The sequence below is a fragment of the Methylophaga sp. UBA3613 genome, assembly GCF_002375415.1.
Lineage (GTDB): Bacteria > Pseudomonadota > Gammaproteobacteria > Nitrosococcales > Methylophagaceae > Methylophaga.
Genome location: NZ_DFLS01000003.1, coordinates 1 through 14,628 on the forward strand (window position 1 = coordinate 1; position 14,628 = coordinate 14,628).

11 protein-coding genes are annotated in these 14,628 nt (G+C 45.0%); 3 read left to right on the forward strand and 8 right to left on the reverse strand.

The genetic code is table 11. The annotated features are described in order from the left end of the window. Nucleotides 1-777: 777 nt before the first annotated feature. On the reverse strand, nt 778-1,755 hold the full coding sequence (locus B3S93_RS01500; RefSeq protein WP_292404098.1) for an endonuclease/exonuclease/phosphatase family protein: 978 nt from the start codon (nt 1,753-1,755) through the stop codon (nt 778-780). Nucleotides 1,756-2,709: 954 nt separating this feature from the next. Between B3S93_RS01500 and B3S93_RS01505 the strand changes: the two genes are divergently transcribed. Together B3S93_RS01505 and B3S93_RS01510 are read left to right on the forward strand one after the other, a co-directional pair. Next, the gene (locus B3S93_RS01505; protein ID WP_292404096.1) at nt 2,710-4,605 is read left to right on the forward strand and encodes a DUF294 nucleotidyltransferase-like domain-containing protein; all 1,896 of its coding nucleotides are present in this window, start codon (nt 2,710-2,712) and stop codon (nt 4,603-4,605) included. Between the two features lie 3 nt (nt 4,606-4,608). Further along, nucleotides 4,609-5,331 carry a 3'-5' exonuclease gene (locus B3S93_RS01510; RefSeq protein ID WP_292404094.1) on the forward strand — a complete coding sequence of 241 codons (723 nt, stop codon included), beginning with the start codon at nt 4,609-4,611 and terminating at the stop codon, nt 5,329-5,331. 10 nt (nt 5,332-5,341) lie between these two features. Here B3S93_RS01510 and B3S93_RS01515 read toward each other — a convergent pair whose 3' ends face one another. Together B3S93_RS01515 and B3S93_RS01520 are read right to left on the reverse strand one after the other, a co-directional pair. Next, the gene (locus B3S93_RS01515; protein WP_292404091.1) at nt 5,342-6,994 is read right to left on the reverse strand and encodes a BCCT family transporter; all 1,653 of its coding nucleotides are present in this window, start codon (nt 6,992-6,994) and stop codon (nt 5,342-5,344) included. Between the two features lie 96 nt (nt 6,995-7,090). Further along, complete coding sequence (locus B3S93_RS01520; protein ID WP_292404089.1) at nt 7,091-8,371, reverse strand: coiled-coil domain-containing protein; 1,281 nt, start codon at nt 8,369-8,371, stop codon at nt 7,091-7,093. A 536-nt stretch (nt 8,372-8,907) separates the two neighbouring features. Between B3S93_RS01520 and B3S93_RS01525 the strand changes: the two genes are divergently transcribed. Continuing rightward, on the forward strand, nt 8,908-9,321 hold the full coding sequence (locus B3S93_RS01525) for a universal stress protein (protein WP_292404086.1): 414 nt from the start codon (nt 8,908-8,910) through the stop codon (nt 9,319-9,321). 418 nt (nt 9,322-9,739) lie between these two features. Here B3S93_RS01525 and hpnC read toward each other — a convergent pair whose 3' ends face one another. Genes hpnC through B3S93_RS01550 form a run of 5 tightly spaced genes read right to left on the reverse strand, consistent with a single transcriptional unit; the run spans nt 9,740 to nt 14,597 of the window. Next, nucleotides 9,740-10,654, reverse strand: coding sequence for a squalene synthase HpnC (gene hpnC, locus B3S93_RS01530; protein ID WP_292357743.1), 915 nt, complete (start codon nt 10,652-10,654; stop codon nt 9,740-9,742). Next, complete coding sequence (locus B3S93_RS01535) at nt 10,644-11,930, reverse strand: DNA recombination protein RmuC (protein WP_292404083.1); 1,287 nt, start codon at nt 11,928-11,930, stop codon at nt 10,644-10,646. Before B3S93_RS01535 ends, hpnC begins: the two co-directional genes overlap by 11 nt. After that, on the reverse strand, nt 11,921-12,580 hold the full coding sequence (locus B3S93_RS01540) for an HAD family hydrolase (RefSeq protein WP_292357747.1): 660 nt from the start codon (nt 12,578-12,580) through the stop codon (nt 11,921-11,923). The genes B3S93_RS01535 and B3S93_RS01540 overlap by 10 nt, the downstream gene beginning before the upstream one ends. Beyond that, a complete protein-coding gene (ubiG, locus tag B3S93_RS01545) occupies nt 12,580-13,281 on the reverse strand; it encodes a bifunctional 2-polyprenyl-6-hydroxyphenol methylase/3-demethylubiquinol 3-O-methyltransferase UbiG (RefSeq protein WP_292357749.1) in 702 nt (233 codons plus the stop codon). Before ubiG ends, B3S93_RS01540 begins: the two co-directional genes overlap by 1 nt. Beyond that, on the reverse strand, nt 13,278-14,597 hold the full coding sequence (locus B3S93_RS01550; protein WP_292404080.1) for a TRZ/ATZ family hydrolase: 1,320 nt from the start codon (nt 14,595-14,597) through the stop codon (nt 13,278-13,280). Before B3S93_RS01550 ends, ubiG begins: the two co-directional genes overlap by 4 nt. Between the last annotated feature and the right edge of the window lie 31 nt (nt 14,598-14,628).

Sequence of the window (14,628 nt, forward strand, 5' to 3'; positions counted from 1 at the left end):
ATACACTCCATCCAGGGAGATAAACGTTTTTGCATGAGCGAAGCGAGCCCGTAGGGGCAGCCACAGGGCGGTGGTTGATAAAGTAGGTCACCGATAACTGCTCCTGCGTTATCGGCATACATCACATCCCTGTGAATAACTGGCAGGCTTTAAGACAAAAAATACCCGGTTATCCTCATAGAGGCCCGGGTATTTTTTTGTCTAGCCAGATTGTAATCATTGCACTTGAGCCTGAGCACAAAGCAGGTGTCATAATCGCCAGCAGCGACAAAGGATGCCGATAGGCGCTCGAAGAGTGAGATGCAGGGATGTACTTCATCAGAGTAGGTCGACATAACAACCAAGCTTCTCGGTTGGCATAAGTCATCCCAGCAGCCGCAGGTGCTCGAAAGAGGCGGATACCCCCTAAATTAGGTCACTGTTGATTGTATCCTGACAAGAATAAAGGCAGTTGTTTTAGACGAGTCCTTTTATATTCAAAAGAGTGTATCGTAACTTCAAATAGTTAAATAGAAATCGCTTAAATATTAGATCTAATCATTAGTAATAATGGTTCAACCATATTTAAATTAATATTTTTTATCTTTATTGTGTCCTGGTGCATTTTCGCTGTTTCCCGGACCGGCTGGGTCATGGCCTGGTGGCATGTGTCCATGCTTATAGTGCCCACATCCCGACAACATACCAAAAATTAAAATGAGTCCTGCTGATAGCCATTTATGAAAATTCAAAATGGAATTCCTTAAAGTAAATTATTAAATACAAATATGCACTACGCTAACTTGGAGTAGGTACATCGTTTTCACTCACCTCTTCTGAGGTCAGTTTTTCTCTTGCAAATCTTTTATCATCGTTATCAGCCTTAACTTCGGGCTGTGATTTGATGGTATCAGAATGAACAAAGTTTAATTGTGTAAACAAAGCAAAATGATCAGAGCCAAAATGGGATAAACGACGGATATCATAAAGCGTAAAATGCGCACTATGAAATAAATGATCTAGCGGCCAACGCATAAACCAATAATCAGCATGAAAGGTATTAAACATACCTCTACCAATACGTGGATCTATTAATTTACTGATCTTGCGGAATAACCTGGTTGTGGTTGACCAGGCGACGTCATTGAGATCGCCGGTAACGATTATTGGTAATTCAGCGTCTGCTAAGCTTTTGGCAACCATAATTAGCTCGGCATCACGCTTAGAAGACTCTTCATTTTCTGTCGGACTGGGTGGAGCCGGATGCAGAAAATGTACACGAATATTTTGTCCTGATGGCAAGGTTAACAATGTGTGCATTGATGGAATATCATCTTGCACCAGAAACTTAGTTGTCGACTCCGATAACAGGTATCTAGAATAGACATGCATACCATACAAGTTTTCCTGAGGACAGCTCATTCGATAAGGATAATCATCTTCAATTGGTTTGAGTTGTGTTTCCCACCATTGGTCTGTTTCTAGGGTAACTAAAATATCTGGATTATTATTCTGTATTAATTCAATCAGCTTCTCCGCTTTTCTGTTAGTCATCAGAACATTTGCAGTCATGATTTTTATACTGTTTTCAGAGTCCAGAGTAGAAGTCTCACATACTTCTTTTGAATAAAACTTAGTGTAAGGCAGTATCCACCATAACTGAAAAGCAATAACAAATAATGTGGGTAAGAGCAGTAACCAGAAACTTAGATTTGCATAATCCATGAAGAGGATTTCGCCAATCAACAATAGAATCGCGGATACAAAATATTGCATTCGCGGAAAATCATGTACACGAACCCACCATATTTCTTTACTTGATAAACTAAGTAAAGAAACACAAAGCAACAAAATAACCAGAGGGGCAAATAAATATATCGGGTTCAAAAGGATTTTAGAATCAGTATAGAAAGAAATGAGACGTTAACATAAAAGTGCTTTTGCAGCAGTCACAATATTTTCACTTGTATTGAAGATATTGCACTGAGTTACCATCAATAACCGTATTTCATTCTATATGGTTAAAGAGTAAAGACATGAAGTTTTCAGACATGTTTTTTTGAGAAATGCCCAGCTTATTGACTAAAACGTTGGCAGATAAAAATTGATCGTATTCACCAATAGCTGATACTGATGGTTAGTCCTCAACTTTCTGATAAGAATTAAAGTGGTGGCAGGCGCATATCCATAATACGACGCTTTATCCACTCATTTTTAATCCCTTATACAAAACGTAAAACATCATCTACATGAGCATGCTAAAGGGAAAGAAGCCCATAATGCAGGCGGTTTGAAACGCCACCTAGCCACCTGCCATCAGTAATACTGCAATAACAAGAACAAGACCTTTGGATAAAGCCCAGAATATGCGTAGTCGTACGGGGAGATAATCACCGTAAATGATGATATCAATAACTAATGAGCCGGAATCCTATGAAGTTACAAAAAATGTCACGACAAACATTGTGGCTATCCCAGATACCAGTGTACTGAAAGGCAATTTATTAAATTGCTGTTAATCTTTTGTTGAGGCCAAGCATACTGTAATTAGCTAAATGATCGTCTATCATAGCCAAAGGCCTCAACAAAATAGTGACGGTTTATCGCCCACCCTGCGGGTATAGGCTCAGGTTTTTCTACTGAGCGGCGACCTGATTTACTTGACCTATACTTATAGTTTACATATCGCTGTGGTTAATCGACCATTATCACTGTTTATTAGAGATTTTCATGGAAGCAGAACTTCGAGAAATACGCGACCACCTGAGTTTACATCCCCCATTTGATAAATTGCTGGATGACTTGTTAGATGATGTTGTGGGCAATATTGAGATTACCTATTTTAAGGCAGGCTCGATGATCCTCAACAGGGGGCAGTCTATCGATGCACTCTCATATATTCGCAGCGGCGCTGTCGAGACCTATCACTATAATGGTGAGCTCTATAACCGTTTGGAAGAAGGGGATATTTTTGGTCAATTTGGTCTTTTGCGACAAGGTAAGGTCCGCTTTCCAGTAAAGGCCATAGAGGATACCTTGCTTTATCAAATCCCCAAGACTATTTTTGATCGCCTATGTGACAATGATAGCTTTGCTGATTTCGTTGAGCTCTCTGGTTCACGCTTAAAAAACACGATAGACGAGAGCCTGCGTGAAAATGACATGATGACGACGCGGGTACGAAAGTTGATCAGTCGTTTGCCCCTGATGGTGGAAATCACAGTGTCGATTCAGGAGGCTGCTCGCCTGATGACAGAAAATGTGGTTTCTTCAGTACTTTTAATTGAGCCCGCAGATGAGGAAGATAGTGATGGTGTCTTTAGAGGTGATGATGGGGGACTCTGGCGGCTGAAAGGCATGGTTACCGATGAAGATTTAAGGTCTCAGGTTGTTGCTGCCGGAGTTCAAACGGATAGGCCAGTAGGTCAACTTAGTGATGGCCGCTTAATTACTATTCAGTCTGATGAATCGGTCAACGAAGCCATGTTGATGATGTTGCGTAATCATATTCAGCGGTTACCAGTGCTGCATCGACGTCGCCCGGTTGGTGTTTTGCATCTGTCTGATATCGTTCGTTACGAAACCAATAGTAGCCTGTATTTGGCCAGTAATATTTTTAGCCGGAACTCTGTGCGTGATTTGTCACGGTTGATTCCAGAAATACGCGCCGCTTTCATACGCCTGGTAGATGATGGATCTAACGCAAAGATGATTGGCGACGCAATGTCCAGTATCGGCCGTAGCCTGATGCGGCGTTTGATCGAGCTGGCTGAAGATGAGTTAGGACCAGCGCCTATACCTTATTGCTTTATGGTGCATGGTTCTCTGGCTCGCCACGAGCAATCAGTAATAACGGATCAGGATAATGCGCTTGTATTGCATGATAGTTTCGATCCGGAGCATCACGATGAATACTTTAAAATGTTGGCGAAAAAAGTCAGCGATGGTTTGGATGCCTGTGGCTACGAATACTGTAAAGGCGGGATTATGGCCACCAATGAGCAATGGCGGCAACCCCTCGCGCAATGGCGACGCTATTTCGATGAGTGGATTGCCGATCCCGATCCTCAACGGCTTTTACACAGCTGTATTTTTTTCGACCTGGATGCTGTGTATGGTGAAGAATATTTAGTGGAAAACCTGCAAGATATGATTGCAACCAAAGCGCGTTATAATCCACGTTTTTTGGGTGCAATGGCACGTAATGCCTCGAATCGAAGACCACCTTTGGGTTTCTTTCGTACCTTTGTAATGGAAACCGATGGTCGTCAGCACAAGGTAATTAATATCAAGGGTCGAGGTTTGGCTCCTATAACGGATGTGATTCGTGTGCATGCGTTAGCGGTTGGCTCGAAAGCTCAGAACAGCGCTGAACGTTTGCGGGATATTGAGCAGGCAAACATTTTACCTGCTGGCCAGGTCGATAAACTACAGTATGCGCTGGAGTTTATTGCTTTAGTGCGCATGCGTCATCAAGCGTTTGAACTACGCAATGATCAGGCGATAGACAACGCTATTGAACCAGAAAATATTGACACAGCAGAGCGTCACAATTTGAAAGAGGCTTTCCAGGTGGTCAATAATGCACAGAATTTTCTTCCTTATCGTTACCCATACTCGGCATAGTGAATGTTTAAAAAACGATCGCAACAGAGTGTGATTGATGAGTGGCAGCGTTATCAAGCGCAGCAGGCGATAGCCTGTGCGAATCCTATACTACAACGCTTTTATCAAATGCCGTTGACGGATCCCGAGGTGCCGCTGTCAGAAGTGTCGTTTATGGCTCTGGATTTTGAAACAACTGGATTAGACCCACGATACAACGAAATAGTCAGCTTTGGTCTAGTGCCTTTTACCTTGCGAAGTATTCGACCATCAGATGGTTATTATCAGGTGGTGAAGCCGAAGTGTAACTTGTCTGAAGAGTCTATTGCCTTTCATCGTATTACTCACTCTCAGGTGGCCACTGCACCGCCGTTAGAAAAGGTGTTAGATGAGCTACTGGAACGATTGAGTGGTTGTATAGTGGTTGTTCATTACCAACACATAGAGCGACCTTTTCTGGACTTGGCCTGTCATAAATTATGGGGAGAACATTGTTTATTCCCATTGGTTGATACCATGGCAATCGAAGCGCGCTGGGAGCGCAGAGGTTGGAAAAACCAGTTGAAAGAAACGTTGGGTATACAGCCTGTGTCAATTCGACTCGATGATAGCCGTCAGCGGTATGGTTTGCCAACATATTCAGCTCACCATGCCAAGGTAGATGCCATGGCCACGGCTGAGCTGTTTTTAGCTCAGGTGGCTAGACATTACTCTCCCACAACGGCCATTGGCCAATTATGGGAGTGAGTTGGTCAGGCTACCTGGGCTCGGTCATTAAGCCGCGAACAATGGCATAACAACCTACCAGTAGCACGATTGTGAAAGGAAGGCCCGCAGAGATGGCTGCCGCTTGCAGTGCAGCGAGTCCCCCCCCCAGCAGCAAGGCGACAGCGATAGCGCCTTCGATAACGCCCCAGAATACACGCTGTGGTTTAGGTGCATCGATTTTACCACCGGCGGTAATGGTATCGATAACCAATGAGCCGGAGTCTGAAGAGGTGATAAAGAACACAATGACCAGGATTATGCCAATAAACGACGTGATCTCTGCAAGAGGAAGTTGTTCCAGCATCACGAAAAGTTTTAGTGGCAGATCTGCTGACACAACACCATCAAAGCCAGATTGCAGTTGCGTGATCGCATTTGTGCCGAATGCGGTCATCCAGAAAACCGAGACAATAGATGGAATCAACAGCACCGAGATTAAAAAGTCACGCACTGTACGACCACGACTTACCCGGGCAATAAACATGCCCACAAAAGGCGACCAGCTGATCCACCATGCCCAGTAAAATGTCGTCCAACCTTGGCTGAAGTTAGCATCTTCTCGACCAAAGGGATTCGATAATGCAGGAAGTTCAGTTAAATAGCTGCTTAAGTTAGAAAAAAAGTTTGAAAAAATAAGCAAGGTGGGACCAACAAAAACCACAAACATGAGCAGTACAAATGCCAGTACCATGTTAATTTCTGATAGCCGTTTTACACCTTTGTCGACGCCGGCCAAAATTGAAACAATAGCGACTGCGGTGATGGCTGCGATTAGTAGAACCAGCACTACGTTGCCATCGCCTATGCCAAACAGATAATCTAACCCCGAAGCCGCTTGTTGCGCGCCAAGCCCCAATGAGGTTGCCAAACCGAAGAGTGTGGCAAACACCGCCAAAATATCGATAAGGTGACCTGGCCAGCCCCAAATTCTCTCTCCCAATATAGGGTAGAAGATAGAACGTACCGTGAGTGGTAAGCCTTTATTGAATGAAAAAATCGCCAGTGACAGCGCCACAATGGCATAAATAGCCCAAGGATGCAGACCCCAGTGAAAAATAGTGGCGGCCATGCCCAACTGACGTGCAGCCTCAGGGTCGCCGGCTGCGCCACCGAGTGGTGCCCAATCGGTTCTCAGACCATCAGCGCCCACGCTGGTACCACCAAAGGCGCTGTTATAGTGAGACAGCGGCTCCGATACACCGTAGAAAACTAGTCCAATACCCATGCCAGCTGCAAACAGCATAGAAAACCAGGAAAGCCGAGAAAAGTCTGGCTTGGCTTCAACCCCGCCGATGCGAATACTACCCAGTGGTGAAATAATCAAGCCCAGGCACAAGACTACGAATATGTTGGCAGACAACAGGAAAAACCATGACATGTTGGTATTGATCCAGTTTTTACTGGCTTCAAAGATCGTAGTGGATTGTACTGGTAAGGCCAGCGATAGGAAGACAAAAGCCAACACAACAATTGCCGAGAAGATAAAAACGACACCATGAAGATCAACAGTGATTCCGAAATGTTTGGCTCGGTAGTTATCTTGTCCAATCTGATAATCGGTATCTATTAAATTGGTTGCGCCATTGGGTGCGCGTACACCTGCTGATTCAGGTTCAGCGGAGTTATCGGATTGACTACTCACGTTGCTATCCTTTTATTTAAGAGTTTTTGTATAAGTGTAAGCACACTACAAGAATTCAGCACCGCCTGTTGGCGATCCTCATTAAGAAATTGGGGTTTAGAAGTAATAGCCAAAATTGATCAGGAAGCGGGTTTGCCACTCGTCGTCGGTGTTGGCACCGAGGCGATCGCCGAAGGCTGCATCACCACCGACAAACTCGTTGCCGTTGGAAAAGCCAACTTCGTTGTAGATATACCAACCACCGCGAGCCAGAGCCACACCGGCAACGATCATTTCACTGTCGTTGAATCCACTCTGATCTTTCACGATAGAACTGTATTCCAGATAAGGCAGAACGTAGTCCAGCCAAGAAATGTTATTGGTAGGTTGGTAATAGCTTAGAGAAACAGCAGGTATCCACCCTTTGGCAGCCGCTGTACTTGGGAAGTCATAGGCACCAAATTGCACCAGATCATCTGTACCCAGTGCCTGGTCAACGTCGACATCGAATTCGTAGCGTGTCAGTTGTGTAGCCAACTTAAGGTTGCCCCATTGATTGACCATATGTACCGAGGCGGCGTAGTGGTTACCGTCGGATTGTACCCCGCGGCTCTTGAGTTCACCTGCTTGAAGCGAGAAACCTAGGTCGGTTGAGCTGTCATCACTGCTGTTAAACGAATAGATCCCCCGAACATTGATTTGATTGCGTTCTTCATAACCATTACCGGATTCATCGACGACATCATATGAATAGCGGGCGCTATCACGACTGGCACCGGCATAATGGCCTTCGTCACTGGAGTAATAGGCCACATCCCACGCCCACTTACCGTGTTGCGTACTGTATTTAATCCCTAGGTCCATATCATCCGACAGGCCAAGGTAGTAGTGTTGGTCAAATAACCAAGCCTGTGAGATACCATATGCACCGGGACCGAAGGGCACACGATTAACGCCCAGTTGAATCTGACTATTGTCGTCAGGGCTGTAACCCACCCAACCAGTATGCAAGAAATTATAGCCATCATACCAACGATACTCGATTTTAGCCGAGTAAGGTCCGTTGTTATAATCTAAATTTGCACGCAGCGTATCTAGGCCAACATTACCTTCATCTTCCCAGGCTCGACCAGGAGCACCGCTATCATTGGCGGTGTAATCACCTACTGTGTACATGGCACGAATAGCACCGCCCACTGTCCAATTGCCTATCTTAATGGGCGCATCAGCATCGGTGAGCTTGGCATTGGTTTCCGCCAAATTTTTATTTTCGGTTTGAATGCTTTCAAGTTCAGCATTGACCGAGTTTAATTCGGCTTCTAGCTGTTGAATACGCTCTTTGAGTTCTGCCTCGCTAGCAGCAAAAGCGGCTCCAGAAGTGAAAAGAAGAAAACTCAAAAAGGGGATATGAGCCCATTTTTTTAGTGATGAGATTGAATTTAATTCTTCCCGAACAGGGGGACGGCAGGTAAGTAAGGTCATCTATCGAATTCTTATCTATTGTGGCTAATGATGGATTGCACGCTTGCTTTAAACAGCTGTGAATTCACATCAACTCTACAGTAGCGACCTTGAACTGTGCAAACTGTTGCAGATTTATAAGATCACAATCCTCGTGTCATCATCCCTGTCAAAAAAGAGTCGCTTTACCCTCTTGTCGTCGTCATCACTTGATGTACGGTTTGAAACAAGAGCCTTCGCAGGACAAGACCTGAGGCAGCCTGTTGTATTTCTTGCTAGAGTCAGCGGCCAGAATTTGCCCCATTTAAAATTGGAGCATCGGACTTTTTGAACATGATCAATTTCTAAACAGATAATGTCTTATTGGACAAAGTCTCTTTTAAACCTTAGTTTGGTGTCAAAGTGTCAAAGAAAAGCTAAAGATGGAATTTAATTTTACTTTGATTCTCAATGACAGAGCAGGAGATAAAGTCATGTATTCAACTATTATGGTTCCGGTAGATCTGGAACATGCCGCCACCATGGAAAAAGCAATCAGAACCGCTGCTGATATTGGTAAGCTATACCACTCTAAAGTCATACTAGTTGGGGTAGTAAGCTCCGCCCCGAGCAGCGTTGCTCACAATCCGGAGGAGTTCGCACAGAAACTGGATCAGTTCACCCAGTCACACACTGAACAATGTGGTTATCCGATGGAGTCAAAAGCCGTGACTTGCAATGATCCAGTGGCAGAACTGGATCGGGCGCTGGAAAAAGTCGGTAATGAAGTCGGTGCTGACCTGGTAGTCATGGCATCACATGTTCCGGGTTTCATGAATCATCTGTTCCATGCCAATGCCAGCCATCTGGCAGAGCATGAGCATATTTCGGTATTCATCGTTCGCTGAATAATGGGTGTCTGCCACCTTAATATATCCTCCATCTTCACCAGCACGCGAGGCAGCACCAGAGTCATTTCTGGGATAATCACTGATAACGTAATTAGCACGCATAGCACCACCAATTTTCATTGACCACTGAAACTTCTGCTTGTTCTGCACTTTGTTCGGCCTTTTGACAGCTCTAAGCTGCTTTGAATTGCTGCTGAAGCGCTTCTACTTGCTTTGTAATGCCGAGAGAGGTTTCAGCTCTGGTTTGTATTCAGCGGCAGGAACAGTATAAAGCTAGCGAAAGAAGATGCTTTTTTTGCAGGCATATTAATTCCTTATGCCCTCGGTAATGACAATTAATGAATTTGTGCGAGGCATAAGAACTAACAGAGCAGTTAATTAGAAGATTTTCAAAGTCTGGTGCAAGCTTTTGTTGTTAAAAAGGAAGATGCTTTTGCTGCAGCAAGCAGTTCGTGCGAGCAAGATAACGACGCTTTGATAAGGCGTTTATTAGGACGCAGAGATGTTGCCGTTTGGTTAATCTTGGTCGGCTAAGCAGTTCATTGTCTGGCTGCTGAATTAACAATGATAGAACTTCTATGCCACCCAATGTCATGGCACGAATCTCCCAGCCGAGGCGGCCGGTTAATGTCATACCAAGCTGATACCCTTCTTGCATCAATTGCATCGTATATTGATAAAGAGGGCGCAGAACTACAGACAATTTTCTTGTATCTCCGGCAAGCAGTTGTGAATCATCAATGCCTGCGGCTTCAAGACGATCTTGCGGTAAATAGATACGATTTTTCTCCAGATAATCCTGCTCGATATCCTGGAAAAAATTGATCAACTGTAACGCTGTGCAGATGCAATCTGATTGATGCAACTGTGAGTCGGTAAGACTGTTATTGAGATGTAATACCAAACGGCCTACCGGATTAGCTGAATAACGACAATATTCAAGCACCTCTGCCAAATTCGCATATCGTTTCACGCTGACATCCTGTCGAAAAGCTTTCAGCAGATCTGCAAATAGTAAAACAGGCAAGTCATGCTGCTGAATGCTATCAGCCAGCGCTATCCAAAGCGGGGCAACAGTGGTCAGATTTTGGTTTGCTATTGCTTGAAGTTCTCGATGGAATTCATCCAGCTGTTGCAGTCTTGTCGTTGCCGTCGCATCCCCTTCGTCAGCAATATCATCGGCTTGTCTTGCAAAGGTATAGATTGCCGCTACCGGCAATCGCAGTTTTTTTGGCAATAGAAGTGAGGCAACAGGGAAATTTTCGTAGTGACCGCGCGCGAATTGTTGGCAATAGTGGTAGGCGGCTTGAACTTGTCGATCAGTCGGCATCGTTTTTGTCTTGCACTTGGCGTGGCTGCTGCTCGAGAGGAGGTAAGTCAGTGATCTGACTCTTGGTACTGATACCCATCTCGATGAACTTGCGCGCGCCCGGCAATACCTGACGCTCAAGTGAGCCGACAGCACTATTGAAATGATTGACGCTTTGGCCAAGACTGTTACCCAGCTTGCTTAAATGATTACCAAAAGTAGCCAATCGTTTATAAAGTGTTTCACCAAGTTCGCGAATGATTTCAGCATTTTCTGCCAATGCCTGTTGTTTCCAGCCATAGGAAACGGCGCGTAATAAGGCAATGAAGTTGGTGGGGGTGGCCAGAATAATATTCTGACTCATGCTGTCTTCCAATAGGGCAGGATCCACTTCCAATGCTGCCGAGAGGAATTGTTCGCCAGGAATAAATAACACGACAAATTCAGGAGACTGAGAATATTCCGCCCAGTAATTTTTGCGGGACAGTTCTTTAATCCTGCCGCGAATGATTTGAGCGTGACGCTTTAATTCCAGTTTACGGGTCATATCATCTTTGGCCTGGATAGCCGATAAATAAGCATCCAGCGGTGTTTTAGCATCGACAATAATTTCGCGTTTTTCCGGTAGGCGAACAATCATATCGGGCCGGATACTACCCGTTTCAGTGGCCGTATGTGTCTGCTCGTAAAAATCACAATGGGCCACCATTCCACTAAGCTCTGCCAGACGTTTTAGGGTCATTTCTCCCCATTGGCCGCGGACTTCTGGGCGGCGTAGTGCCTGCACCAGATTTTGAGTTTCCTGCTGCAACTGCTGTTGACTCAGGTTCATTTGGGTAATGGTTGTATTCAGGCTGCCGTAAGCCTCTTTGCGATCCTTTTCAATTTCCTGAATTTGCTTGCTGGTCTGCTGCAATGCTTCATTGATTGGTTTAAGCATTTGCTCAATGGCTTTTTCTTTCGACCCTAAATCCGCTTTAGCTTCACTTTGGAAACGTTTCAGATTTTCTTCAGCCAGTCGCAAAAAGCTGGTGTTATTTCGTGTTAACGCTTCATTGGAAAGTTGATTAAAAGTATTGGCTAATTGCTCACGGGTTTGAGATAGAAGCTCATCAATTTGCCGTTTGTTTTTTTGCTCCAGCTGTAATGTCAGATCCAGCTCAGCATTGTTTTTTTCCAGTGTGCGAATTTTGCCACTGCGAATAAACAGACCGATAACAATGCCCAGCAAAATACCAACCAACAAAACGATCAATAAGTCCTGGTGTTGCAAAAAAAACTCGGGACTTAAATCCATTGTAAAATCTCATGTGGATGATTAATCAGACAGTCTGCCTGCCAGGACTCCGGCTCATCAGTTTCGGAAATATAACCATATAAAGCGACGACGGAACGCATTTGGGCATTATGTGCTGCCTGAATATCACGTTCTGCATCACCAATATAAATACAATCCACAGGCTTGGCATCCAGCAGCTCACAGGCATGTAACATTGGCGCTGGATGCGGCTTGCTATAGGGTGTGGTATCGGCGCTAACAATGCATGCGGCAGAATCGGTTAATTGCAATGCTTCCATGAGTGGCATTGTCAGGAAGGACGGTTTGTTGGTAACCACTCCCCAACGAATCTCATTGGCTGCAAGACCATCAAGTACTTGTTGCATGCCGATAAATAAAGCGGATTCGCGGGCGATATTTTCTGCATAAAGACTTAAAAATCGCTGTTGTAGGGCCGGATAAACAGGATCTTCTTTTTCAATGCCAAATCCCAGTTTTAATAGACCGGCACTACCATGGCTGGCCACAGGACGAATTCGTGCATGATCCAGCGGCTGATGACCTTCTTGTTCTAATAAGGTATTTAATGCATAGCCCAGATCAGGTGCCGTATCGACCAATGTGCCATCCAAATCAAACAGCACGACATTAAAGGGAGAAATAAACATCAGATCCGTCGACAATGTACAAGATAATTAACATCAACATCTCTGCTGAGTTTATAACGACGTGTCAGCGGATTGTAGCTGATACCGGTGATGTCATATACATGCAAACCAGCCTCGCGACAACAACGTGCCAGTTCCGCCGGTCGAATAAAACGTGCGTAATCGTGGGTGCCTTTGGGCAGCATTTTGGCAATATATTCAGCACCGACAATCGCTAATAGATAGGCTTTTGGATTGCGATTCAAGGTGGAGAAAAACACATCACCACCCGGTTTTGCCATTGTCGCACAGGCATTAATAATCGCCTGTGGATCGGGCACATGTTCCAGCATTTCCATACAGGTTACGACATCAAATTCATCCGGATGTTTTTCCGCCATGGCTTCAGCGGTCGTCAGTTCGTATTTGATTTTCAGGCCAGCTTCCAGCGCATGCAGTTTAGCGACATTGAGTGGCATTTCTCCCATATCAATGCCAAAAGTTTCAGCACCGCTTTTGACCAAGGCTTCAGTGAGAATACCACCGCCACAACCTACATCTACTGCCTTGGTATTCTTCAACTGAGCTCTTTCATTAATAAACGCGAGCCGCAGCGGATTAATTTCATGCAGCGGTTTGGATTGTCCTTCCGGATCCCACCAGCTCGATGCCAGTGCATCGAATTTAGCGACTTCTGCTGGATCGACGTTATGTTTTGTCATGAGACAGACCTTATTTTTTTTGCCCATTGTTGGGCCTGGGCAGAGACATGTTGTGCATTTAATGTGGTGAGCTGGCGTTGTTTTAATAATTGTTTTCCAGCTACCCAGACATCAGAAACTTTATCGCGCCCAGTGGCATAAACCAATTGTGATGGTAGATCATAAAAAGGTTGTGTTTCTATATCGCTGAGATCGATAGCGATAATATCAGCGGCTTTACCTATTTCAAGTGAACCGGTGACGGAATCAAGGCCGAGGGATTTAGCAGCATTAATGGTGGCCATCTGTAATGCCTGATATGCAGGCACCACGCTGGGATCACCTGCCACACCTTTTGCTAACATCGCGGCCTGACGCATTTCGGCAAACATATCCAGATCGTTATTAGATGCCGCGCCATCAGTACCGATGCTGACATTGACACCACGCTTGATGAGCTCGGCGATTGGAGAAAATCCACTGGCAAGTTTCATATTAGATTCTGGACAATGCACGATGTGAACACCCGCTTCGGCGCACCAGTCCATTTCTTCTTCCGTCAACTGCGTCATATGTACCGCAATCAAACGTGGGGAAAGCAGGCCTAAATCTTTTAACCTTGCCAATGGACGTTTACCATACTGGGCCACACTGTCTGATACCTCAGCAGCGGTCTCATGAATATGCATCTGGATTGGCAAATCCAGTTCTTCGGCATTAATGATAATGGCTTGCAGGGTTTGGTCTGAAACCGTGTAAGGGGCATGAGGTGCATAGTTGGTGGTTATACGCGGATGGTGCCGATACTTATCATGTAGGGCCTGGCCTTTATGTAAGTACTCATTTACATCTTTTGCCCAGTTTGTGGGAAACTCAAGAACAACCATTCCGAGGCTGGCACGGATACCGCTGCTATCAACCACCCGGGCAGTTGCTTCGGGAAAGAAGTACATATCACTGAAACAGGTGGTACCACCACGAATCATTTCGGCGATAGCCAGAGCAGAACCGGATTCTACAAAAGCATCACCAACAAATTGTTGCTCAGCGGGCCAGATATGATTATTTAGCCAGGTCATCAGAGGTAGATCATCAGCTAAACCGCGGAATAATGTCATTGCGGTATGGCCATGATTGTTAATTAATCCCGGCATCACGCAATGTTCAGCCATATCTTGTGTCTGAGTAGCTTGATAAAGCTGTTCCGCCTGATTTTGCGGTAATAGCGCTACAATATTGCCCTCATTGATAACAATAGAATGATTTTCGAGAATGGGTTGTTCTGCCGTCATCGGCAGACACCAGCGGGCATTAATGATCAGATCGACGTTTTTCATAGCGTCCGATTATAACCGCCATCGGCAGGAG

What these genes read in the sequence shown, in the direction of transcription:
- B3S93_RS01535 (WP_292404083.1), bottom strand. Translation starts at nt 11,930, where the DNA reads ATGGATTTAAGTCCCGAGTTTTTTTTGCAACACCAGGACTTATTGATC.
- B3S93_RS01525 (WP_292404086.1), top strand. Translation starts at nt 8,908, where the DNA reads ATGTATTCAACTATTATGGTTCCGGTAGATCTGGAACATGCCGCCACC.
- hpnC (WP_292357743.1), bottom strand. Translation starts at nt 10,654, where the DNA reads ATGCCGACTGATCGACAAGTTCAAGCCGCCTACCACTATTGCCAACAA.
- B3S93_RS01550 (WP_292404080.1), bottom strand. Translation starts at nt 14,597, where the DNA reads ATGAAAAACGTCGATCTGATCATTAATGCCCGCTGGTGTCTGCCGATG.
- B3S93_RS01505 (WP_292404096.1), top strand. Translation starts at nt 2,710, where the DNA reads ATGGAAGCAGAACTTCGAGAAATACGCGACCACCTGAGTTTACATCCC.
- ubiG (WP_292357749.1), bottom strand. Translation starts at nt 13,281, where the DNA reads ATGACAAAACATAACGTCGATCCAGCAGAAGTCGCTAAATTCGATGCA.
- B3S93_RS01510 (WP_292404094.1), top strand. Translation starts at nt 4,609, where the DNA reads ATGTTTAAAAAACGATCGCAACAGAGTGTGATTGATGAGTGGCAGCGT.
- B3S93_RS01500 (WP_292404098.1), bottom strand. Translation starts at nt 1,755, where the DNA reads ATGCAATATTTTGTATCCGCGATTCTATTGTTGATTGGCGAAATCCTC.
- B3S93_RS01540 (WP_292357747.1), bottom strand. Translation starts at nt 12,580, where the DNA reads ATGTTTATTTCTCCCTTTAATGTCGTGCTGTTTGATTTGGATGGCACA.